The sequence below is a fragment of the Micromonospora sp. NPDC049175 genome (assembly GCF_043197345.1).
GTDB lineage: Bacteria > Actinomycetota > Actinomycetes > Mycobacteriales > Micromonosporaceae > Micromonospora.
The window spans coordinates 84,134-105,521 of sequence record NZ_JBICSY010000013.1; the positions used below are offsets into that span (position 1 = coordinate 84,134).

General features: G+C 72.9%; 23 protein-coding genes. 13 read left to right on the top strand and 10 right to left on the bottom strand.

Features of this window, described 5'->3' with window-relative positions; genetic code table 11:
- Positions 1-128: 128 nt before the first annotated feature.
- The 4 genes from ACGFH8_RS32935 to ACGFH8_RS32950 all read right to left on the bottom strand — a co-directional run bounded on the left by ACGFH8_RS32935 (position 129) and on the right by ACGFH8_RS32950 (position 3,297).
- Positions 129-1,259: a lytic polysaccharide monooxygenase gene (locus ACGFH8_RS32935; RefSeq protein WP_393375038.1), complete on the bottom strand. Its 1,131-nt coding sequence runs from the start codon at positions 1,257-1,259 to the stop codon at positions 129-131.
- Between the two features lie 118 nt (positions 1,260-1,377).
- The gene (locus ACGFH8_RS32940; RefSeq protein WP_393375041.1) at positions 1,378-1,833 is read right to left on the bottom strand and encodes a GNAT family N-acetyltransferase; all 456 of its coding nucleotides are present in this window, start codon (positions 1,831-1,833) and stop codon (positions 1,378-1,380) included.
- A gap of 19 nt (positions 1,834-1,852) precedes the next feature.
- Positions 1,853-2,794 (bottom strand): DMT family transporter, encoded by a 942-nt coding sequence (locus tag ACGFH8_RS32945; protein ID WP_393375044.1) that lies wholly within the window; start codon positions 2,792-2,794, stop codon positions 1,853-1,855.
- A gap of 242 nt (positions 2,795-3,036) precedes the next feature.
- Entirely contained in the window at positions 3,037-3,297 is a 261-nt protein-coding gene (locus ACGFH8_RS32950; RefSeq protein WP_355051720.1) for a Prokaryotic metallothionein, read from the bottom strand.
- 156 nt (positions 3,298-3,453) lie between these two features.
- Between ACGFH8_RS32950 and ACGFH8_RS32955 the strand changes: the two genes are divergently transcribed.
- The 3 genes from ACGFH8_RS32955 to ACGFH8_RS32965 all read left to right on the top strand — a co-directional run bounded on the left by ACGFH8_RS32955 (position 3,454) and on the right by ACGFH8_RS32965 (position 5,328).
- Entirely contained in the window at positions 3,454-3,729 is a 276-nt protein-coding gene (locus ACGFH8_RS32955) for an isoamylase early set domain-containing protein (protein ID WP_393375046.1), read from the top strand.
- A gap of 189 nt (positions 3,730-3,918) precedes the next feature.
- Entirely contained in the window at positions 3,919-4,656 is a 738-nt protein-coding gene (locus ACGFH8_RS32960) for a lytic polysaccharide monooxygenase (protein WP_393375049.1), read from the top strand.
- A gap of 63 nt (positions 4,657-4,719) precedes the next feature.
- Positions 4,720-5,328, top strand: a complete 609-nt coding sequence (locus ACGFH8_RS32965) for a DUF305 domain-containing protein (protein ID WP_393375052.1) — start codon at positions 4,720-4,722, stop codon at positions 5,326-5,328.
- A 70-nt stretch (positions 5,329-5,398) separates the two neighbouring features.
- Here the strand turns inward: ACGFH8_RS32965 and msrB are convergent, their stop codons facing one another.
- The gene (gene msrB, locus ACGFH8_RS32970) at positions 5,399-5,803 is read right to left on the bottom strand and encodes a peptide-methionine (R)-S-oxide reductase MsrB (protein WP_357247712.1); all 405 of its coding nucleotides are present in this window, start codon (positions 5,801-5,803) and stop codon (positions 5,399-5,401) included.
- A gap of 47 nt (positions 5,804-5,850) precedes the next feature.
- Between msrB and ligD the strand changes: the two genes are divergently transcribed.
- Positions 5,851-6,885 carry a non-homologous end-joining DNA ligase gene (gene ligD / locus ACGFH8_RS32975; protein ID WP_393375055.1) on the top strand — a complete coding sequence of 345 codons (1,035 nt, stop codon included), beginning with the start codon at positions 5,851-5,853 and terminating at the stop codon, positions 6,883-6,885.
- Between the two features lie 26 nt (positions 6,886-6,911).
- Here ligD and ACGFH8_RS32980 read toward each other — a convergent pair whose 3' ends face one another.
- On the bottom strand, positions 6,912-7,394 hold the full coding sequence (locus ACGFH8_RS32980; RefSeq protein WP_393375056.1) for a MarR family winged helix-turn-helix transcriptional regulator: 483 nt from the start codon (positions 7,392-7,394) through the stop codon (positions 6,912-6,914).
- Positions 7,391-8,239, bottom strand: a complete 849-nt coding sequence (locus tag ACGFH8_RS32985; protein WP_393375058.1) for an MBL fold metallo-hydrolase — start codon at positions 8,237-8,239, stop codon at positions 7,391-7,393. The genes ACGFH8_RS32980 and ACGFH8_RS32985 overlap by 4 nt, the downstream gene beginning before the upstream one ends.
- A gap of 85 nt (positions 8,240-8,324) precedes the next feature.
- Here ACGFH8_RS32985 and ACGFH8_RS32990 point away from each other — a divergent pair, with 85 nt between their 5' ends.
- Positions 8,325-9,572: a DUF222 domain-containing protein gene (locus ACGFH8_RS32990; protein ID WP_393375061.1), complete on the top strand. Its 1,248-nt coding sequence runs from the start codon at positions 8,325-8,327 to the stop codon at positions 9,570-9,572.
- Positions 9,573-9,830: 258 nt separating this feature from the next.
- Here ACGFH8_RS32990 and ACGFH8_RS32995 read toward each other — a convergent pair whose 3' ends face one another.
- On the bottom strand, positions 9,831-10,568 hold the full coding sequence (locus ACGFH8_RS32995) for a VOC family protein (protein ID WP_393375064.1): 738 nt from the start codon (positions 10,566-10,568) through the stop codon (positions 9,831-9,833).
- Positions 10,569-10,729: 161 nt separating this feature from the next.
- On the opposite strand from ACGFH8_RS32995, the gene ACGFH8_RS33000 reads away from it, so the two are divergent.
- The 8 genes from ACGFH8_RS33000 (at position 10,730) to ACGFH8_RS33035 (ending at position 20,123) form a co-directional block, all read left to right on the top strand.
- Complete coding sequence (locus ACGFH8_RS33000; RefSeq protein ID WP_393375067.1) at positions 10,730-11,374, top strand: YdeI family protein; 645 nt, start codon at positions 10,730-10,732, stop codon at positions 11,372-11,374.
- A 31-nt stretch (positions 11,375-11,405) separates the two neighbouring features.
- Positions 11,406-11,885, top strand: a complete 480-nt coding sequence (locus tag ACGFH8_RS33005; protein ID WP_393375070.1) for a DUF2975 domain-containing protein — start codon at positions 11,406-11,408, stop codon at positions 11,883-11,885.
- Positions 11,885-12,100 (top strand): helix-turn-helix transcriptional regulator, encoded by a 216-nt coding sequence (locus tag ACGFH8_RS33010; RefSeq protein ID WP_278138146.1) that lies wholly within the window; start codon positions 11,885-11,887, stop codon positions 12,098-12,100. The genes ACGFH8_RS33005 and ACGFH8_RS33010 overlap by 1 nt, the downstream gene beginning before the upstream one ends.
- The gene (locus ACGFH8_RS33015) at positions 12,097-12,261 is read left to right on the top strand and encodes a hypothetical protein (protein ID WP_393375072.1); all 165 of its coding nucleotides are present in this window, start codon (positions 12,097-12,099) and stop codon (positions 12,259-12,261) included. Before ACGFH8_RS33010 ends, ACGFH8_RS33015 begins: the two co-directional genes overlap by 4 nt.
- Before the next feature lie 228 nt (positions 12,262-12,489).
- Positions 12,490-15,684: an FtsX-like permease family protein gene (locus ACGFH8_RS33020; RefSeq protein ID WP_393375074.1), complete on the top strand. Its 3,195-nt coding sequence runs from the start codon at positions 12,490-12,492 to the stop codon at positions 15,682-15,684.
- Positions 15,681-18,389 (top strand): FtsX-like permease family protein, encoded by a 2,709-nt coding sequence (locus ACGFH8_RS33025; protein ID WP_393375077.1) that lies wholly within the window; start codon positions 15,681-15,683, stop codon positions 18,387-18,389. Before ACGFH8_RS33020 ends, ACGFH8_RS33025 begins: the two co-directional genes overlap by 4 nt.
- 1 nt (position 18,390) lies before the next feature.
- Positions 18,391-19,386, top strand: coding sequence for an ABC transporter ATP-binding protein (locus tag ACGFH8_RS33030; protein ID WP_393375079.1), 996 nt, complete (start codon positions 18,391-18,393; stop codon positions 19,384-19,386).
- An 11-nt stretch (positions 19,387-19,397) separates the two neighbouring features.
- The gene (locus tag ACGFH8_RS33035) at positions 19,398-20,123 is read left to right on the top strand and encodes an ABC transporter ATP-binding protein (RefSeq protein WP_393375156.1); all 726 of its coding nucleotides are present in this window, start codon (positions 19,398-19,400) and stop codon (positions 20,121-20,123) included.
- Positions 20,124-20,391: 268 nt separating this feature from the next.
- Here the strand turns inward: ACGFH8_RS33035 and ACGFH8_RS33040 are convergent, their stop codons facing one another.
- Together ACGFH8_RS33040 and ACGFH8_RS33045 are read right to left on the bottom strand one after the other, a co-directional pair.
- On the bottom strand, positions 20,392-20,874 hold the full coding sequence (locus tag ACGFH8_RS33040; protein ID WP_393375082.1) for a hypothetical protein: 483 nt from the start codon (positions 20,872-20,874) through the stop codon (positions 20,392-20,394).
- 25 nt (positions 20,875-20,899) lie between these two features.
- On the bottom strand, positions 20,900-21,352 hold the full coding sequence (locus ACGFH8_RS33045; RefSeq protein WP_393375084.1) for a GNAT family N-acetyltransferase: 453 nt from the start codon (positions 21,350-21,352) through the stop codon (positions 20,900-20,902).
- Between the last annotated feature and the right edge of the window lie 36 nt (positions 21,353-21,388).

The following is a 21,388-nucleotide window of genomic DNA, read 5'->3' on the forward strand; positions in this document are numbered from 1 at the left end:
GGGGGGGCCCCGGCCCCCCCGGTTTTTGGGGCTTGTTAAAACCCCCGTGGCTCCCCCTTGTTTTTAACCACCGGCCAACCCCGCGGGCGGGGCCCCCCCCCCCCCGGGGGGGCGCCCCCGGCCGGAGGTCAACCGGTCGACGTGCAGGAGACCAGCGGAACCGGGTTGCTGCCGTTCCACGAGCCGAGGAACCCGAACGTGGTGCTCGCGCCGGCGGCGAGGGTGCCGTTGTGGTCGGCGTTGCGTGCGGTGACGAGCGAGCCGTTGGCGCTGACCGTCGCGTTCCACGACGAGGTGACCCGCTGGCCGTTGTTGTAGTTCCAACTCACCGACCAGCCCTTGGTGGGCGAGCCGCCCGCGCTCACCTTCACCTCGGCCTGGAAGCCGCCGGACCACTGGCCGGTGACCTGGTACGTCGCCGTGCAGGCCCCGGCCGGCGGCGGGGTGCTCGGCGGCGGGGTGGTGGGCGGAGGCGTGGTCGGCGGGGGCGTGGTCGGCGGGGGCGTGGTCGGCGGCGGCGTCGTCGGCGGGGGCGTGGTGGGCGGCGGCGTGGTGCTCGTGCCGCCGAAGGTGACGTCGCTGCACAGGTAGTACGACTGGTCGAAGTGGCTGGCCTGCCAGACGGTGTAGACGATGTGCCGACCGGTGCGCCCGGGCGCGTTCACCGGGATCTGGATGGAGACGCCGCCGGTGTCCGGGTTCCACTGGGAGGCCGGCGTGTTGCCGATCTGACCGGCCAACTCCAGGTCGTCCCAGCCGAGCGGCTCGGTGAGTGCGTCGAAGCCCTGCTTGGTCACGTACACCCGGATGTAGTCGGCGCCGTGACTGGCCCCGTCGAAGAAGCGGAGCCGGAAGTTGTTCGACACCGCTGTGGTCTTCCACGCGCCGATGGTGTCCAGCGCGTTGTAGCGACCGTTCTGGGTGCGACCGCCGCTGCACAGCTGGCCGTTGGGGACGGCGGCCTGGTGGTTGCCGCCCACGCCCTCGCGGAACAGGCCGTTCCAGTTCCACATGGCCTGCGGGTCGGCCTGCCAGGCCTGCCAGCACATCGGGTCCTCGGTGGCCATCCGGGGGTTCTGGAACTCGGCGCCCCACCGTTGCCAACAGCTGTAGTTGCGCGAGGCCGGATCGACGACCGACCCGTGCGCGGAGGCGGGCTGGGCCCGCATGGTGTTCAGAGCGGTCGTCAACAGGAGCGTGCTGGTCGCCACGATGGCTAACAACCAGAGCACGCGTCGTGATCGGGTGAGAGTGGACATGGAGCCCCCGGGGGGATGAGGTCGGACGACGACACCCGGACCGGCGGGAGTTGCCCACTCCCGCGCCTATTCGCTGGCTCCCGCGACGGCTCTCCTCGGAACCATGCCAGCTCGATCGTCAGTCGTCAATGACATCGCGTCGCATCGGCGTGTGCGGGATGCCGTCCTCGACGTACTCCGGGCCGCTGACCGCGAAGCCGCGCCGGGTGTAGAACGCGACCAGGTGCGACTGGGCGTCCAGCACGCAGGGCCGGTTGCCGACCACCTCCAGCGCCGCGCTCATCAGCCGGCCGGCGTGCCCGCCGCCGCGCGCCTCCGGGGCGACCACCACCCGACCGATCCGGGCGGCGCCGTCCGGATCGGCCAGGATTCGCAGGTACGCCAGCGGGGCGCCGCCGTCGGTCAGCCAGAGGTGGCGGGTGCCCGGCTCGACGTCGCGCCCGTCGAGTTCCGGGTAGGGGCAGTTCTGTTCCACCACGAACACGTCGATGCGCAGCTTGAGCAGGTCGTGGAAGGTGCGGGCGTTCAGGTCGGCGAAGGACGCCGTCCGGATCTCGGTGGTCTGCGAGGGCATCCGACGATGGTAGGCCGCCTCAGGGGACGCGCGGTCGAGGTGCCAGGTAGGTGGCGGCCACGGCGGTGAGCAGCAGGACGCCGCCGCCGACGACCGGGAGCGGCAACGGCTCGTGCAGCAGCGCCACCGCCAGCGCCGCCGCGGTGAGCGGTTCGAGCAGGGTCACCACGGCCGCGACGCTGCCCGGGGTGGTGCGCAGCCCGGCGTAGAACAGCGCGTACGCCACCGCCGTGGTGATCACGCCGAGGTGCAGCAGCAGTGCCACGGTGTCCGGGCGGACCGGCACGCCGACCCCGGCGACCACGGCGAACGGGGCCAGGGTCAGCGCTCCGACCACGGTGGAGATGGTGGTCAGCGTCATCGGTGCGACGTGCTGGGACACCTGCCGGCTGATCAGGGTGGTCACCGCGTACCCGAGGCCGGAGCCGGCCGCCGCGAGCAGGCCGAGCAACGGCGCGGGCACCTCGGCGGTGGGGTCCGCCGTCGCCCCGGTGATCAGGGCGAGACCGACCACCGCCGCGACGAGCGTGGCGAGGCGCAGCGGGCCGGGGAGCCGGCGGGCGCGCACCGACTCCCAGGTCGCGGCGAGCACCGGGGCCAGGCCCAGGCTGACCACCGTGGCGACGCTGACGCCGGCCCACGCCACCGCCGCGAAGTAGAGCGCCTGGTAGAGGCCGAGGCCGAGGCCGGTGAGCAGCAGCGGTACGGGTGCCGCGCGCACCGCGGACCAGAGCGTGCCGAGCCGACCGGCGGTGCACGCCAGCAGGACGAGAGCGGCGATCGCGAGGCGATGGAACCCGATGCTCACCGGGCTGAGCCCGGTGCTGTCGCGCAGGAGTTGCACCGCCACGCCTGTGGTGCCCCACAGCACGCCGGTGACGGTGATCTGGATCAGGCCGGTGCGGGCCGGACTGGTGGCCGTGGCCGGGGCGGCCGGCGGCACGGTACGGGAGAGGGACACGGGGGCGCTCCGAAGGGTGAGCCGTTGACGGGGACGACGTCGACGGAGCGCGTACGGCAGGGGGCCGAGCCGGGTCGGTCACCCGGTCGGCAGGTGCGGCGCTCCGTTCAGGAGCGCGGCGGGGGAAGAACGCACAGCAGCGGCCGCATGGCGACGACCGTACCGCAGGATCGTGGGATCGGGCGCGGCCTTTCGGCCGGCCGGCGCGATCGCGCGGGCGGGTGGTCCGGCCGGGTGGGTGGTCAGGCCGGGCGTGCGCCGACGGCGTCGCGGATCTCGGCGCCCTCGGCGCCCTCGACCGCGCGGGCGCAGTGTCCGCAGCAGAAGAAGCGGCCGTTGACCTCGACGCCATGCCCGACGATCTTGACCTGGCAGTGCTCGCAGATCGGGGCCATCCGGTGGATCGCGCACTCGAACGAGTCGAAGGTGTGCACGTCGCCGCTGACGGTGTGCACCTCGAACGCCATCCAGTAGTCGTTGCCGCAGACCTCGCACGTGGCCATGGTCAACCTCCCTCATTGCGCCGTTTCGTCCCAGAATGCCGGAAACCTGGTCGCGCGCGGACCGAAATGCCGCTCTCCGGCCACCGGTGCGGCGTGTCGGCTCCGGCGTGTTGTCCGTTGTGTCAGGTGAACCGCCGCAACCCCCGGAGGGTCACAGTGATCAAGCGCAACAAACTCTTCGGCAGCCAGACCCGGGTGACCTTCTGCCTGCCCCGGGACTCCCCGCCCGGCCCGGTGAGCGTCGTCGGCTCCTTCAACGACTGGGAGCCGGGCCGACACGAGTTGGTGGTCCGCCGCGACGGCCTGCGGACGGTCACCGTGCGACTCCCGCCGGGGGAGCACGTGTTCCGCTACCTCGCCGCCGGCGGCCTCTGGTTGGACGACGAGTCGGCCGACCAGGTCGACGACCGGGGCAGCCTGCTCCGCCTCTGACGACGGAGTCGTCCTGTCCCGCTCTGACGACGGAGTCGTCCTGCTGCGTTCTGACGACGGAGTCGTCCTCTGCGTTCTGACGGCAGAGTCGTCAGCATCGATGGATTTATCGATGGGAGTCTTTACTGTTAACAATGTTTAAATTATGTTGGGGGCACCCCACCGGACCCCGGAGAAGGAGCCGCCCCGATGCGTCGAAGAATCACCATCCCGCTGGTGGCGGCCGGTGCTGTCGCCGCCACCCTCACCGTCGCCGTTCCCGCGCAGGCGCACGGCTACGTCTCCGCCCCGCCCAGCCGGCAGGCGCTCTGCGCGCAGGGCCGGGTGCCCGACTGCGGGCAGATCAGGTACGAGCCGCAGAGCGTCGAGGGGCCCAAGGGGCTGCGCAGCTGCAACGCCGGCATCGCCCAGTTCGCCGTCCTCAACGACGACAGCCGGGGTTGGCCGGCCACCTCGGTCGGCAGCTCGCTGACCTTCACCTGGGTGAACACCGCCCGCCACGCCACCAGCAACTGGGAATACTGGATCGGCAACACCCGCGTCGGCGTGGTCAACGGCAACAACCAGCAGCCGGGCGCGACGGTCTCGCACACCGTCAACCTGGGCGGCTTCTCCGGACGGCAGAAGATCCTCGCGGTGTGGAACATCTCCGACACCGCGAACGCCTTCTACTCCTGCATCGACGTGCAGATCGGCGGTGGGTCGAACCCGAGCCCCACGCCGAGCGCGTCACCCACCCCGCGGCCCACCCCGACCGCCACCCCGACCACGACGCCCGCCCCGGGCGGCAGTTGGACGGCGGGCCGGGCGTACCAGGTCGCTGACCAGGCCACCTACGGCGGACGGACGTACCGCTGCCGGCAGGCGCACACGGCGATTCCCGGCTGGGAGCCGCCGAACGTACCCGCGCTCTGGCAACAGGTCTGACCCCACGGGTGCGGCCGGTGGCCGCACCCGTGTCGCCGTCCCCGCGTGAACGGAGCACCCGGCATGCCCCGTCGTACCCGTCTGGTGTCAATTGCCGCCGCGCTGCTGCTCACCGCGGCCTGCGGCGAAACGCCCACGTCGAGCACGCCGGTCGTGCCGCAACCGGCCCCCGCGTCCCCGGTGGGGACGGCGTCGCCCGGATCCGGGGGCGCGGGGTCCGCGGTCGCCGGGGACGCGATGAGCGGGATCGACGTGGTCTTCCTGACCACGATGGTCGGGCACAGCGAACGCACCCTGCAGATCGTCGCGCTGGCCCGGGACCGGGTGCGCGACGACGCGCTGCGCACCCTGGCGGCCGCCATCGAGGCGACCGAGGCCGACGAGCTGTCCGCGATGCGCGGTTGGCTACCCACGGCCGGGCCGGGCGCCAGCGCGGGCGCGCACCAGCACGACGGGCACGGCGACGCCGCCGCGCTCGACCGGCTGCGGACCGCGCCCGACGCGGACGTCGACCGGGCACTGCGCGAGGTGCTCGCCGACCACCAGCGTGCGGCGGCCGACCTGGCCCGAGCCCAGGTCGGCGTCGGTAGAAACGAGCAGGTCCGCGACCTGGCCCGGCGGATCGAGCAGTCCCGGACCGCCGAGGTCGAGCTGCTCGGGGGTACGCCGTGAGCACGCGCCAGCGCGCCGGGACGGCTCAGGTCAGCTCGGGTCAGCTCTGCTCAGGTCAGGTCTGCTCAGGTCAGCGAGGTTCCAGCCGGACCGAGATCGAGTTGACGCAGTGCCGGGTGTCCTTCGGGGTGAAGCCCTCGCCGTGGAAGACGTGCCCGAGGTGACTGTCGCAGCGGGCGCAGCGGATCTCGGTGCGCGCCATCCCGAGACTGCGGTCCTCGATCTCCTTCACCCGGCCCGGGATGGCGTCGTCGAAGCTCGGCCACCCGCAGTGCGAGTCGAACTTCGTGTCGCTGGAGAACAGCTCCAGCCCGCAGGCGCGGCAGTGGTAGACCCCCTGGGTCTTCGTGTCCACGTACTCGCCGACCCACGGGCGTTCGGTGCCGGCCTCCCGTAGGACGTGGAACTCCTCGGGGGTCAACCGGACCCGCCACTCGTCGTCGGTACGGGGCAGCTCGTTGTCGTCAAGACTCACCCGTCAACGGTACGTCGAACGTCGGGGGTGTGGCATAAGGTCGCGAGATGGCGGGCACCAAGGCAGCGGTCACCGAGGTCGAGGTGGCCGGGCACACCGTACGGCTGAGCAGTCCCGATCGGGTGATCTTCCCCCAGCGGGGCTTCACCAAGGCGGACGTCTTCCACTACTACCTCGCGGTGGGCGACGGGATCATGCGCGCCCTGCGCGAGCGGCCCACCACGCTGCAGCGCTTCCCCGAGGGCGTCGAGGGTGAGGCGTTCTTCCAGAAGCGGGTGCCCACCCGAGGGGTGCCGCCCTGGGTGACGACCGCGCAGATCACCTTCCCCAGCGGTCGCGGCGCGGCGGAGCTGTGCCCGGCCGACCTGGCGCACGTGGCCTGGGCGGCGCAGATGGGCACCATCGTCTTCCACCCCTGGCCGGTGCGCGCCGCCGACGTCGACCGCCCCGACGAGCTGCGCATCGACCTGGATCCGCAGCCCGGCACCGACTTCGCCGACGCGGCGCGGGCCGCCGCGGAGGTCCGCGCGCTCCTCGACGAGCTGGGCGCGACCGGCTGGCCGAAGACCTCGGGTGGTCGCGGCGTGCACGTCTACCTGCGGATCCAGCCCCGCTGGACGTTCACCGAGGTGCGCCGGGCCACCATCGCGCTCGCCCGGGAGGTGGAGCGCCGCAACCCCGACCTGGTCACCACCGCCTGGTGGAAGGAGGAGCGCGGCACCCGGGTCTTCGTCGACTTCAACCAGATGGCCCGGGACCGGACGATCGCCTGCGCGTACTCGCTGCGGGCCAACGCGCGGGCCACCGTCTCGACCCCGGTCACCTGGGACGAGCTGCCCGACGTCGACCCGGACGACTTCGACCTGCGCACCGTGCCGGCCCGGCTCGCCGAGCGCGGCGACCCGCACGCCGGCATCGACGACGCACCGTGGGACATCACGCCGCTGCTGGAGTTGGCCGACCGCGACGCCGCCGCCGGCCAGGGCGACCTGCCGTACCCACCGGACCACCCGAAGATGCCCGGCGAACCCAAGCGGGTGCAGCCCAGCCGCGCCAAACGCGCCCCGGACGACAACGCCTGAGCGGGCTGAGCGGCGAAGCCTCGGCGTCAGAGGCAGGAGCCCGGGTCGGTGCTGGTGCCAATGATCGTGAACAGCATCCGGCGGAACAGTGCGATCTCGACCGCGCTGAAGCCGGCCATCGCGTTCCGCTCCGCCTCGTCGCTGGCGCTGGCGACCTCCGCCCGTACGTCGTCGCCCGCGGAGGTGATCGCCGGGATGCGCCTGCGGCGGTCCTGGGGATCGGAGTGGCGTACGACGAGACTGGCCCGCTCGAGTCGATCCAGTTGGGTCATGAGCGTGGTCTTGTCGAGGCCGAGCGCTCTGGCCAACTCGACCTGGGTCAGCCCGGGTGTCTTGTCCAGCGCACTCAACACGATGTAGTCCCGCAGGTGCAGGCCGTGCCTCTCGGCTTGTTCGCCCGTCACCACGTGCATTCGTTGGGCGGCGCGATGCAGCAGCCAGGTGATCTCGGAGTCGAGCGTCGGTGCCGGCCCCTCGGTCATCGCGCCGCCTCCGGTGCTCTCGCTCATCGCGCCGCTCCCGGGAGGAGCGGAATGCCCTCGTAGGCGCGGCGGTCGTGCGCGGGGACCACCTGCATCAGCTCGGTCAGCGCGGCCGACCGCAGGATGCCCTGTCGCACCTGGGCGGGGTCGCTGTCGGCGAGGGTACGCAGCAGCCAGGGTCGTTCGACTCTGCGGTGGATGCCATCGAGCTGCCAGGTCAGGTCACCGATGAACGCGTAGCGCTGTCCCGACGGGAGGGTCACGAACGCGACCACGGACCCCGTCGTGTGGCCGCCGGCCAACGCCAGCACCAGTGACCCGTCACCGTGCACGTCGAAGCTCGCGGGAAAGCCGAGATGGGCGGGGCCGTCGAAGGAGTATTCGTGGATCTCGTGGCCGGGGGAGACGGCGCGGAAAACCTTGCCGTCACTGTCGCTGCCGGCGTACGCAAGCTCACCCCGGTTCATCCAGACCAGGAGGTCGAGTGAGTCCAGGCCGCTCGCGTGGTCCCAGTGCGAGTGCGTCAGGAAGACTCCGCTGAGCCTGGTGCGGTCGTAACCGCTGTCGTCGAACTGCTGGCTCACCGTCCGGGTCGCCTGGAACGGGGCGCGGGCGAACCGCGGCTGCATGGCGACATGCGCGGCGACGTCGGCGCCGAAGCCGGCGTCGATGAGGAAGTCACCGAACGGGTGCGTCACGAGGATGGCGGTGGCCGCGAACTGCCGCTTGTCCCGGAACGAGCCCCCACGGAGGGCGAATGCCGCCCGGGTCTCGTAGGTGCCCGTGGGGAGTTGGTAGATCGCCATGCCGGCCGGTGGTGTCGCCTCGGGAAGGGCGTCCGTCCACGGCGCGGGGGCGGGGAGCGATGTCATCGGACGATCGTATGACACCAGATGATCCGAAGCCAGACGAATGCTGTGGGGTGAAGTTGTCGTACACCTGTTCTAAGTTTTGCTGGTGATCGATGAGTTGGCTCAGGCGGAGAGTGCGGTGGCGAGCTGCGCCGACGCGTCCGTCTGGGCGCTCGCCGAGCATGAGCTGATCGCGGCGCTCGACGCCACGCACCGCCTTCAGCAGCGGTTGTCGGCGGCGCAGGTGGCGCTCGTCCGGGAGCTGGACGGTCGGGGCACCGCGGTCGCGCAGGGCGCGTGCTCCACGACCGTCTGGTTGCGTCACCGCCTACGACTCGACGTTGCCGCCGCCCGTCGACTGGTCGGCCTCGCCGCCTCGCTCGACGTGGCCCCTCCCGCCGTGCGTGACGCGATGGCGAGCGGGGCGGTCAGCGTGGAGCAGGCCCGGGTCATCGCCGAGGCGGTCGCCACCGTGTCGGCCCACGCCGGGGTCGAGGTCGCCGACAAGGCCGTGGGCGTGCTTGTCGACTGGGCCGAGCAGTTCGACCCCACCCTGTTGCGCAAGCTCGGCAGCCGGATCCTCGACCACGTCGCACCCGAGATCGCCGACGCCGCCGCGGCGGCCCTGGGGGCCGAGGCCGCGCGGGCCGCCCGCGACCGGCACGTCACCGTCTCCGAGCGGTCCGGCGGGCGGCTACGGCTGCGCGGCACCCTCGACGCGGAGACCGCCGCGCTCGTGCGCGCCGCCATCGACCCGCTCAGCGCTCCCTGCGGGCCCGACGACACCCGCACCGCCGGCCAGCGCCGGCACGACGCCCTCGCCGAGGTGTGCCGGCCGGCGCTGCGTACCGGCGACCTGCCCGAGCACGGCGGCGACGCGGCCCAGCTCGTCGTCACCACCGACTACGACGGGCTGACGCGGCAGTTGGGTGCCGGCGCCCTCGACATCGGTTCGCACCTCACCCCGGAGGCCGTGCGTCGGCTCGCCTGCGACGCCGCCATCCTGCCCGCCGTGCTCGGCGGCGCCGGCCAGGTCCTCGACGTGGGCCGGCAACGGCGCCTCGTCACCGGCCCGCTGCGACGGGCGCTGGCGCTGCGCGACCGCGGCTGCGCCTTTCCCGGCTGCGACCGGCCACCCCGGTGGTGCGCCGCCCACCACATTCGACACTGGGCCGACGGCGGTCCGACCAGTCTCGACAACTCCGTGCTCCTCTGCGGCCACCACCACCGGCACCTGCACCGCGCCGAGTGGACGGTCCGGCTCGGGGGCGACGGCCATCCGGAGTTCGTGCCGCCGGCCTGGCTCGACCCCGACCGGATCCCGCGCCGCAACCACTACCACCGGTGGACGTAGCCGATGCCCAGCGGCCCGAAGCCGGCAGCGAGGTGCGAGGCCGCGCGGGGATCCGGCGACCCGGACGCGCCGGCCTTCCACGCGGCCATCCGTCGCTGCCGCCCCCGGGTGCGTCGCAGCGTCCGGGCGGGGCCGGTGGCCGCGCTGCGGGGATGATCGGTGGCCGCGCCGCGCGGGTGGCCGGGTTCGGGTTGCGGGGATGAATGGTGGCCGCGCCGCGCGGGTGGCCGGGTTCGGGTGCGGGTGGCCGGGTTCGGGTCAGGCCGGGGTGAGGAGGCAGAACTCGTTGCCCTCCGGGTCGGCGAGGACCGTCCACGGGACCTCGTTCGGACCCAGGTCGACGGCGGTGGCGCCGAGAGTCCGCAGCCTGGCCGCCTCGACCGTCAGGTCGTCACCCGGGTACGGGCGGACGTCGAGATGGACGCGGTTCCACCCGGACTTCACGTCAGGCGTACGGATGAACTCCAGATAGGGGCCGACGCCCTGGGCGGAGCGCAGCACCGCGCTGTCGTCGGTCACCTCGTGCAGGGTCCAGTCCGTGGCCCTGTCCCAGAAGCTGGCCATGGCTCGCGGGTCCGCGCAGTCGACCACCACGGCGGCGATCGGCCCGGTGTCCCGGTAGCGCGGTCGGGGTTCCAGCACGCAGAACTCGTTGCCCTCCGGGTCTGCCAGGACCGTCCATGGCACGTCGCCCTGGCCGATGTCGGCGGGTGTCGCGCCGAGATCCCGCAGGCGCGTGACCAGCTCCGTCTGGTGGGCCGCCGAGGTGGTGGCGAGGTCGACGTGTACCCGGTTCTTCACCGTCTTGGGTTCCGCCGAGACGACGAGGTCGACGCAGACGGCGACAGGATCGGGGTAGGTGAAGCCCTCGGGTTCGAGGTTTGTCACGCCTGGTCCCTCGCTGGAGATTCCCCAGCCGAGCGCCTCCGCCCAGAAACCGCCGAGGGCGGAGTCGTTCCGAGCCTTCATGTTGATCTGCACGAGCCGCGTTGCCATGGCGACGATGCTAGGTGCTCGGTCAGAGGGCTGCGGACGCGGCCAGCGGGTGGGCCGGCCGGCGTCGGCCGTGACCGTGGCGTCGGCCGTGACTGTGGCCGTGCCGTGACCGTGGCGTCGGCCGTGGCGTCGGTGTCGGTCGTGGTGGTTAGCCTGCCGGCATGGTGAGCGCTGAGTTGGATGAGTTGATCGTCGCGGACGCCGACGCCCTGCGCGCGTGGTTGTCGGCTAACCACTCCACGTCACCGGGTGTCTGGCTCGCCCTGACCAAGAAGGGCGGCACGGTCACGACGGTGACCTGGCAGCAGGCGGTGGACGAGGCCCTGTGCTTCGGCTGGATCGACGGGCAGGCCCGGAAGCGGGATGAGGAGAGTTCCTGGATCCGGTACACCCCGCGCCGGTCCCGCAGTTCCTGGTCCCAACGCAACGTCGCCCACGTGGCCCGGCTGGAGGCGGACGGGCGCATGCAGCCCGCGGGTCGCACCGTGGTGGAAGCCGCGAAGGCGGACGGGCGATGGTCGGCTGCCTACGCTCCGTCGTCGGAAGCGGAGGTGCCGGCCGACCTTCTCGCCGCCATCGCCGCCGAGCCCGCGGCGCAGGCCATGTTCGACGTCCTCACCAAGACCAACCGGTTCACTCTCATCCACCGGCTCAACGCCGTGAAGCGGGCGGAGACCCGCGCGCGGAAGATCGCCGAGTTCGTCGCCATGCTGGCTCGCCACGAGACCGTCCACCCCCAGAAGGCCAGGCCGGCCCCCGGTCCGACGCCGCCGCAGACCGAGGCCGACAGTCGGCAGGGCGATTGACTTTCGATAGGTAACGAGCGAAACTCGATGCATGGTTACAGAGCATCGAGCGGTAGCCGCTCTCAGAGTCTTCCTCGGGGTGCTGTTCGTGGTCCTGATCGGGTTCCAGACGTTCTCGCTGCCCGGGCAGTTCGCGCACATGGCCCAGGAGTCGCCGGAGGACGCGTACCTCAGGTGGCCGTTGACCGCCATCACGGTGTTCTGGGTGCTGTGCGTCCAGGTGGTCATCGTGTCGACGTGGAAGTTGCTCAGCCTGGTCAAGAACGACCGCATCTTCACCGAAGCGTCCCTGCGGTGGGTCGACCTGATCGTGTGGGCCGTCGGCGCCGCGTGGGTGGTGCTCGTGGGCGTCTTCCTCTACGTCGGCTTCAACGCGGACGACCCGGGCGTGCCGATCCTGCTGTTCCTGCTCACGATGGGTGTCACGGTGCTCGGGCTCCTCATGGTGGTGATGCGTGCGCTGCTGCGGCAGGCAACCACGCTGCGGACCGACATGGAGGCGGTGATCTGATGCCCATCGTCGTCCGCATCGACGTCGAGTTGGCCAAGCGCAAGATGAGCGTCGGCGAGTTCGCCGAGCGGGTCGGGCTCACGCCGGCCAACGTGGCGGTGCTCAAGAACGGCCGCGCCAAGGCCGTCCGCTTCAGCACCCTGGAGGCGATGTGCCGGGTCCTCGGCTGCCAGCCCGGAGACCTGCTCGAGTGGGTCGAGGAGGAAACCCCATGAGGTACGTCCTGACCGTCGGCGTCATTCTCGCGGTCGCCGTCGGCATCGCCGGCATCGTGCTCGGGGAGGCCGACGACTCGCCGGGTCTCCAGCTTCTGGGCGTCGTGCTCGTCCTCGGAGCGGTGGCGTTCGGCATCCGTACCGTGCGAGGCGGCAACTAACCAGCCGTCCCCGAGGCGCGGGCCCGCAGCCTTCCGAGGCACGAGCCGACAGCCGTCCCGAGGCACGAGCCGACAGCCGTCCCGAGGCGCGAGCCGGCAGTCTTCCGAGGCGCGGGCAGCCTGCGCCGATCCCTCCCGTAATAACGATCATGTAACGGGCGCGAACCTTTCCCGGTGGGTGGCCTGTCTTGATGGTCGTCGGCCCGTCAGGGCCAGGGGAGGCGTCGGATGAAGCTGGTGTGGAGGCGTGCCCGAGAGGCGCGGGGGTTGCTGGTCGCCGCGGTGATCGCGGCCCTGGTCGCCGTCGCGTTGGTCACCGGGCTGTCCGACTACAACCGTCGGGCGGTGGATGCCGGGCAGCGGGCGCTGGTGGCCGCCTCGCCGGCCGAGGAACGCGGCCTCCTGGTCAGTGGGTCGGGCGGGCGCGACGCGGCCGAGTTCGCCACCCGCGACGGGGCGGTCCGCGCCGAGTTCACCGACGGGCTGGCCGGCGTCCCGGTGAGCGTCTCGGTCGCCCGGTACGGCACCGGGCGGGAGCTGACCGGCTCGCTCGGATCCGTGCCGCGTACCGGCGACGAACCCGTCTTCGCCAACCTGGCCACCCTCGACGGCCTCGCCGAGCACGCGGAGCTGACCGGCGGCGCGTGGCCCACCCCCGGGGCGAACCCCACCCAGGTGAGCCTCCCGGAACGGGCCGCGGGTGCGCTGGGTCTCAGCGTCGGCCAACGCATCCCGGTGCGTGACCGGGCCACCGAACGGCGCAGCGAACTGGTGCTCGCCGGCACCTGGCGGCCCCGCGACCCGGCCGAGGCGTACTGGCTGTTGGCCCCCGGGGTGGGGACGGGCAGCGCCGGGTCCGGCACGTCGTACGGGCCGTTCGTCCTCGACCCGGCTGACTTCGCGACCATCTTCCCCGGCTCGGTGTCGGCGTCCTGGCTCGTCGAACCGGAACTCGGCAGCCTCGACGTGGCCGATCTTCCCGCCGTGCGGAAAGCCCTCACCGAGGCGTCCACGGGGGTGCCCGAAGCCGCCCAAATGGGCACCTCCGCCCAGGCGGTGACCAAGATGCCGCAGTTGCTGGACCGGATCGGTCGCGCCGACCTGGTCGGCCGTTCCGCGCTGGCCACCCCGCTGCTGCTCATCCTTGTGCTCGGCGGGTACGCGCTGGTGCTCGTCGCCGCGCTGCTGCACGAGGACCGGCGCGCGCAGACCGCGCTGCTGCGTGCCCGCGGCGCCGCCCGCCGACAGTTGGCCGGCCTGGCCGCCCGCGAGGCGACACTTGTGGTCGCCCCCGCGGTCCTGCTCGCGCCCGTGATCGCCACCGTGGCACTGCGATTCGTCCGACCCGGCGGTGCCGAGCAGTTGTCCGCCGCCGGCGGCAACGCCACGCTGGTCTGGGCTGCCGCCGCGGCCGCGGCGGCCGGCTGCCTGGTGGCCATGGTCGCGCCGACGTTGCGCGGCGCCGGCACGTATGTGGCCGACATGGCCGCCCGGTCCCGCCCGAACCGGTCGGCGAGCGTTCAGCGGGCCAGCGTCGACCTGGTGCTCGTCGCGCTCGCCGTGCTCGCCTGGGTGCAGCTACGCCGGTACGCCTCGCCGCTGGCCGGCTCGGGCGGCCGGCTCGGACTCGACCCGCTGCTGATCGCCGCCCCGACGCTCGGGGTGCTGGCGGGCGCCGTGTTGGCACTGCGGGTGCTGCCACCGGTCACCCGGTTCGCCGAGCGCTTCGTCGACCGGCGGCCCTGGACGGCCACCATGTTCGGCATGTGGCAGGCCGGTCGGCGCCCGCACGCCGGCCCGGTGCTGCTGCTCGCCCTCGCCGTCGGTGGCAGCACTCTGGCCTGGTCCCTGATCAGCACGGGGGAGCGGTCCCAGGTCGAGCAGGCCGGGCACACGGTCGGCGCCGACCTGCGGGTCACCGAGCGAGCCGGGGCGGCCCCGCTCACCCGGGCCGGGGAACTCGCCGCGCTGCCGAGCGTCAACCGGGTGCTGCCGGCGTGGCGGGACGACATCCGGGTCGGCCGGGACGACCTGCCGGTGACCGTGATCGGTATCGACCCGGCCAGCGCCCCCGGGGTCGTCCGACTCGCCGACCGGCTCAGCGACGATCCGGTGTCGGAGCAGTACCAGCGCATGATCCAGGCGCGCGCCGCCATCGGGGGAGTCGAACTGCCGGCGGGCACCTGGGCCGTCACCGGCTCCGTCCGTACGCCGTTCACGCAAACCGCCGAGCCGCACCGGATCGCGGTGGCGCTGCTGTTCACCACCGCCGACGGCCTCGCCCTCCGGCTGCCGGCGGTCGACGCGCCGAGCACCGGGCAGGCCAGCCGGTTCAGGGTCACGCTGCCGGACGTGGGCGGAGCACGGCTGCGGCTGGCGGGCTTCGAAGCCGACACCGGGAACGCGGGCGGCATGTCCTACGGGTTCCAGGTGGAAGGGTTGGCGTTTGTCGATGCCGGCGGCACGGCCCGGCCGGCCGAGCTGCCCGGTGACTGGACGGCGACGTGGCCCGGTGGGCCGCGCACGCTGGTGCAGGCGAGCGGCGCCGGGCTCGTCACCGACCGCCCCGTCCAGCTGCTCACCGAGGGGGCTCGGATGGATCGGCCGGCGAGCCGGTTCGTCGTCGTGCCGGGAGTGGCGGGCGGACCCGCCGCCGCCGTCCCGGTGCTGATGACCCCCGGGGTACGCGACGCGCTGGGCATTCGCGTGGGCGACACCGTCGAGCTGGTGCTCTCCGGGGTGACGCTGCGGGCCCACCTGGTCGGTGAACTCGAATCCGTGCCGACCACCACCGGCGAGGGCGTCCTGCTCGACCTGCCGGCGGCGGTCGACGTGCTTCTCGGTTCCGGTGGGACGGTCCGCCCGACACCGGAGTGGTGGATCGGCGCCACCGACGCGACGGCCGCCGCCGGAGCGGCCGACGAGCTGCCGGGAGTCACGGTCCTCAACCGCGAAGCGGAGATCACCGCCGCGGCGGACGACCCGTACTGGCAGGGTTCGCGTACCGGAATGCTCGCCGCGGCGCTCGGCGCGGTGCTGCTCGCCATCGTCGGCCTGATGGTGGACGTGTGGGCAACCGCCCGACGCCGGCTCAGCGAGTTCGCGGTCCTGAACACCCTCGGCGCGACGCCCCGACTGCTGGCTCGGGCGCTGCTGGCCGAACAGGCCTTCCTCGCCGGCATCGGCGTGGGTGTCGGTCTGCTGCTCGGCGCCGCGGTCGGAGCCACCATGGCCCCCCTTGTCATCCTCACCCCGGCCGCTGGCCGGCCGATCCCCCCGGCGACGTTCGCGCTGCCCTGGGTGCCGATCGGTCTCACCGCGGTCGGTCTGCTGCTGGCGGCGCTCGCCTTCAGCGCGTTCATCGCCGCCGGCATCCGTCAACGGGTGGCGGCGGTGCAACTGCGAATCGGGGGAGAACGATGAGCGTCGGCGCGGCGGTCCGGCGGGTCCGGGCGTACGGCGGGCAGTTCCTGCTGCTGGCGGTGCTGACCCTCGTGGTCACGCTGCTGATCAGCGGCGTGCCCCGGCTGGTCAACCAGCTCGCCGAAGAGGGGCTTCGGGCTCAGCTCACCAGCGAGCTGCCGGCACGCCGGGATCTCTCGTACACCACGGGCGTGGGGACCGCCCCCGCCCTGAAGCCGGCGATTGCCTACGCCCGCGAGCGGTTCGACGCGCTGGCCGCGGACCTGCCGCCGCAGGTGCGTTCGGCGGTGGCCCAGCGGTGGTACACCGTGGACGCGGAACCGGGCCGGGTGGTCGGGCCGGACCTCGCGGCCCGCAACCTGCTCGTCGACCTGGGTCTGCGGGGCATGCCCGACGCCCAGGACGCCAGCACCCTCGTCGAGGGGGCGTGGCCGAGCGAGACGTACCTTCCCGACCGGCCGATCGAGGTGGCGCTCGACGTCGACGTGGCCGGCAAACTCAACCTGCGCACCGGCAGCCAACTGCGCATCGGCCGGGTCGATGCGCAGAACCGGCTCCGCGACGCCGTCCCGCTGACAGTGGTCGGGCTGTTCCGCCCCGTCGACCGAACGGGTGGCAGCTGGGACGGGTTGCCGCCGATGCTGCAGATCATCCCGCCGCAGGGGGACGGTCAGCCGTTCGTCGCCTCCGGGTTCGTCGCCCAGTCGGCACTCGACAAGCGGGCCGCGGCGGGGTGGCCGATCCGGTCCAGCTGGCGGTACCGGTTGGACGCCGACAAGATCGATGTGCGGCAGTTGGACAAGCTGATCGACGGTCTCCAGGAAGCGCAGCGGAGCAAACCGGCAGACCTGTCGCTGGCCCAGGGCATCGACATTCCGTTGCGCGCGTTCGCCGCCCAGGTGAACGCCGCGCGGACCCTGCTGGCGGTGATCGAGGCCGGCGTACTGGCGACGCTTGCCGGGTTGATCGTGCTCGCCGCCACCCTCGCCACCCGGCGGCGCCGGACGGAGTTCGTGCTGATCCGGGCGCGCGGCGGCGGAACCACGGCCGGTGCCCGGCGAAGCCTCGCCGAGTCGCTGCTCGTGGTGCCGGTCGCCGCCGCGCTCGGCTGGTGGCTGGGCACCCTGTTCCCGGGCGCCCCGGACCCGAGCACGCCGTACGCGATCGCCGCGACCGTCCTGGTCACCCTGGCCCTGCCGCTTGCCACGCTGGCCGTGCCGACCGGCGGGTCGTCCCGCCGCGACCTGGTCCGGATGCGCCCGTCGACCCGCCGGCTCACCGTCGAGGTGTCCGTGCTGCTGCTCGCCGTGCTCGCCGCGGTGCTGCTGCGTCGACGTGGCCTCACCCTCGGTGAGGTGGACCCCCTGCTGGTGTCGGTGCCGGTGCTGCTCGCGATCGCCGCGGCGGTGCTCGCGCTGCGGGCGTACCCCTGGCCGTTGTTGCTGGTCAGCCGGCTGGCCGCGCGGAGGAGGGGCAGCGTCGCCTTCCTCGGCACGGCGCGGGCCGGCCGGTCGGCGGTCGCGGCCCCGCTTGTCGTCGTGGTGCTCGCGATCGGCACCGCGGCGTTCTGCGCGGTCGTCGCCGCCGGCGTCGACGCGAGCCGGGACCGGGCGGCCGAACGGATCGTGCCCGCCGACGCGGTGATCCGAGGTGAGCGCTTCGCCCCCGACACGATCGACGAGCTGGGTCGCCTGCCGGGGGTCTCGGACGCCACCGGAGTGCTGTTCGCGTCCGACGAGCGGCTGGCGGCCGACGAACTCGGCACCGACGCACGGCTCGGCGAGACGGCCGTGCTGCTGATCGACGGCCCGGAACTGGCCACGGTGGCCCGGGCATCGGCCGTGGATCTGCCGCTACCGGCCACGCTGCGCACCGCCCGGTCCGAGCCGGGGCCGGTGCCGGCGATCGTCTCGCCGGAGGTCGCCGCCGATCTCGCCAAGGCCGGACTCGACAGTTCCGCCTTCATCTCGGTGCAGGGCCAGCGCTACGAGTTCCGGGTCGCCGGCAGCGAGGAGAGCTTCCCGCTGCTGTCCGGGGACACCGACCGGTTCGTCATCCTGCCGTGGCAGGCGCTGCCCACGCACACCACCACGCCCGTGGCCACCAGCCTGCTCGTCGCCGGTGATCGGCTGGACGCCGAGGCGCTTCGCCGCGTCGGTGACCAGGGACAGTTGAGGTACCAGCAGCAGGGCGCCGTCACCGGGGAGGCACGCCCGCTCGGGGTCGTCGTCGACACCCGGGCCGACGTCCGCCGGGATCTCGGCGCGGGCGGCGCGAACGGCGTACTGGCCTTCGGGTTCCTGGCCGGTGCCGTCGGTGGCTCCGTGCTCGGGCTGCTGGCCATCGCGTTCACCGTGCTGGCCGGCGCGCGGGCCCGCGGCCAGGTGCTGTCCCGGCTGCGTACCCTCGGGCTGTCCCGCCGGCAGTGGCGCGGGCTGCTGCTTGTCGAGCTGGCCCCGCTGGTCGGGGTGTCGGTGCTGACCGGCGCGCTTGTCGGTGCGGTGCTGCCCCTGCTGCTCAACCCGGTGCTCGGCCTGTCCGCGTTCACAAGCGGCATGCCGGTCCGGGTGGCCTTCGAGCCCGGCCTGGTGGCGGCGGTGCTCGCGCTCGGGGTCGTCGCCCTCGGCTTCGCGGTCGCCGTCGAGGCCCTGAACAACCGCCGGTTGCGCCTCGGTGAGGTGCTTCGGCTCGGAGAGGAGAGCTGAGATGACCGCTACTGCCCAGACTTCACTGGTGCCCGACCTGGCCTCCCTGCAACAGCGGGCTGCGCTTCGTGCCGCCGAGCGGGCCGGCGGCCAGGACCGACTGCGCGGACACATCGTCTGCGACGGTCTGGTGCGCATCTTCAAGACCGAGGGGGTGGAGGTGGTCGCCCTGCAGGGGCTCGACCTGGTCATCGACCGGGGGGAGCTGGTGGCGATCGTCGGCGCGTCCGGCTCGGGCAAGTCGACACTGCTCAACATCCTCTCCGGCCTGGACACGCCGACCGCCGGCATCGCCCGGGTGGCCGACTACGACCTGCTCTCACTGTCCACCAAGCGGCGGCTGAGCTACCGGCGGGAACTTGTCGGCTTCGTCTGGCAGCAGACCGGCCGCAACCTGCTGCCGTACCTCACCGCCCTGGAGAACGTCGAGCTGCCGATGCAGCTGGCCGGCAAACGCGGCGGCAGGGCCCGCCGGGAGCGGGCCCGGGAGCTGCTCGACATGGTCGGCGTGGGCTACTGCGCGGACCGCCGGCCGGGGCAACTCAGCGGCGGCGAGCAGCAGCGGTGTGCGGTCGCGGTGGCGGTGGCCAACGATCCGGAGGTGCTGTTCGCCGACGAGCCGACAGGTGAACTGGACGAGGCGACCGGCGCCGAGGTCTTCGCGGCGCTGCGCACCATCAACGCCGAGCTGGGCGTGACAATCGTGGTCGTGACCCACGACCACGCCGTGGCCACGCAGGTCCGCCGGACCGTCGCGATCCGCGACGGCCGGACCGCCTCCGAGGTACGCCGAACCGCCCGCACCGACGCGGACGGCAACACCGAGCTGGTCAGCGAGGAGTACGCGGTGCTGGACCGCAACGGCCGGATGCAGCTACCGGCCGCATTCGTCGACGCGCTCGCGCTGAAGGAGCGGGTCCGGCTCGATCTGGAGCCGGATCACGTGCAGGTACGGCCCGGCGACCGGGCCGCGGACGAGCGGGGGGCACGGGCATGAGTGGTCGGGACATGGTGGTGACCGGTGCGGCCGGGCTCGGCGGTGGACCCGCCGCGCAACCGGCCGAGGTGGTCCGGGTCAGCGGGGTGAGCCGCACCTTCGGCCGGGGCGAGCACGCCGTACACGCGGTGCGGGACGTCTCGTTCAGCGCCAACCGGGGCGAGCTGGTCGCCATCCGGGGCCGGTCCGGGGCCGGCAAGACCACGCTGCTGAACCTGATCGGCGGTCTCGACCGCCCGGACAGCGGTCAGGTGGTGGTGGCCGGGCACGACGTGACCTCGGCCGGCGAGGCGGAGCTGCTGCGACTGCGCCGGGGCACCGTCGGGTTCGTGTTCCAGACGTTCGGGCTGGTGCCGATCCTCTCCGCCGCCGAGAACGTGGGTGTGCCGTTGCGGCTGGCGCAGGTGCCGGCCGCCGAGCGGGAGCAGCGGGTCGCGGTGCTGCTGGAGATGGTCGGCCTGGGCGGGCACGCGGCCCAACGCCCGTACGAGCTCTCCGGTGGGCAGCAACAGCGGGTCGCGGTCGCCCGAGCCCTGGCCAACGAACCGGATCTGCTCATCGCCGACGAGCCCACCGGTCAGCTCGACTCGGAGACGGGCCGGTCCATCATGGACCTGCTGCGCGCGGTGGTGCACGCGCGCGGCATGACGGCGCTGGTGGCCACGCACGACCCGGCCCTGATCGACCTCGCCGACCGGGTGCTCGTGCTGCGCGACGGTCGCCTGGTCGACGACTGACCGCTGCGCCCTCGGCTGTGGCTCCGGGCCAAAGGCCGTGGGCTGTGGGTCGTGGGCTGCGGACTCGGTCGGCGGCGACTGAAGGGGTGTGCTCGCTCCCTGTAGAGCTGCCCCAGATCTGGACCACGCGGTAGGCCGGGCGGTGGCCTTTCGCCGGCCTGGCGTTGGCGCGACTCGCTGCCCCAGATCCGGGGCAGCTCTACAGGTGCCGAGGTGCGACTGGGTGGGTGCGTCGTCCGCGTGGCGTTTCGGCGGTCGTTACGTCTCCCTACGTCGCTTGGTCGGCCCGGCCGGCGCCCCTGCGGCCGTTGGGGAGGGCGCCGGCGAGCGGGATCAGCAGGCAGCCCAGCAGGGCCAGCAGGGTCCCGACGCCCGGCCCGGTGACGAGCGGTTCCTCCTCGACGTAGGGGTCATTGGCCTGGAGGTACCAGAACACGCCGGTGAGGCTGCCGCAGGCGAGCACGTTGGAAACAAGCATCCCCAGGCTGGTCTGCTGCCACACCCAGCGGGACGGACCGGCGTTGGCGAGCGACAGCACCGCGAACACGGCGGCGATCACCGCGAACGGCAGCGAATAGTGGATCAGCCTCGTGCCCGGGGTGACATCCGTCCAGCCGGGGTAGACACTCCGCCAGGCGGGCAGCCGGAACGCGACGACGACCAGCAGGACGCCGACGACCAGGAGCGCGCGGCCCGCCCAATTCCACGACGCGCGCGGCTGCCCACCGTCGGTCGTCGCCGGCGCACTCATGGCAGCGAACATAGTCCGGCTCCGGTCAGAGCGCGAGCTTCATGCCCTCGTGACTGGCCACGAAGCCGAGGCCCAGGTAGAAGCGGTGGGCGTCGGTGCGGGCCTTGTCGGTGGTGAGCTGCACCAGCGCGCAACCACGCTGCCGAGCCTGGTCGACCGCCCAGGTCATCAGGCCCCGGCCCAGCCCTTCGCCGCGCCGGTCCGAGCGGACCCGGACCGACTCGATCAGCGACCGCTCCGCGCCGTGCCGACCCAGGCCCGGGATGTAGGTGATCTGCAGGCAGCCGACCAGGTCGCCGGCCTGCTCCGCCACGATCAGCTGGTTGCGCGGGTCCGCGTCGATGGCCGCGAACGCCCTCTCGTAGGCCTCGTCGACCTCGGTGAGGTCGCGGGCCTTGCCCAGCACGTCGTCGGCGAGCAGGGCGATGACGGCGGGCAGGTCAGCCCGGACCGCCTCCCGGTAGATCACGTCGCTCATGCCGGTGATCCTGGCACAGCGGCGGGGATCGAACCG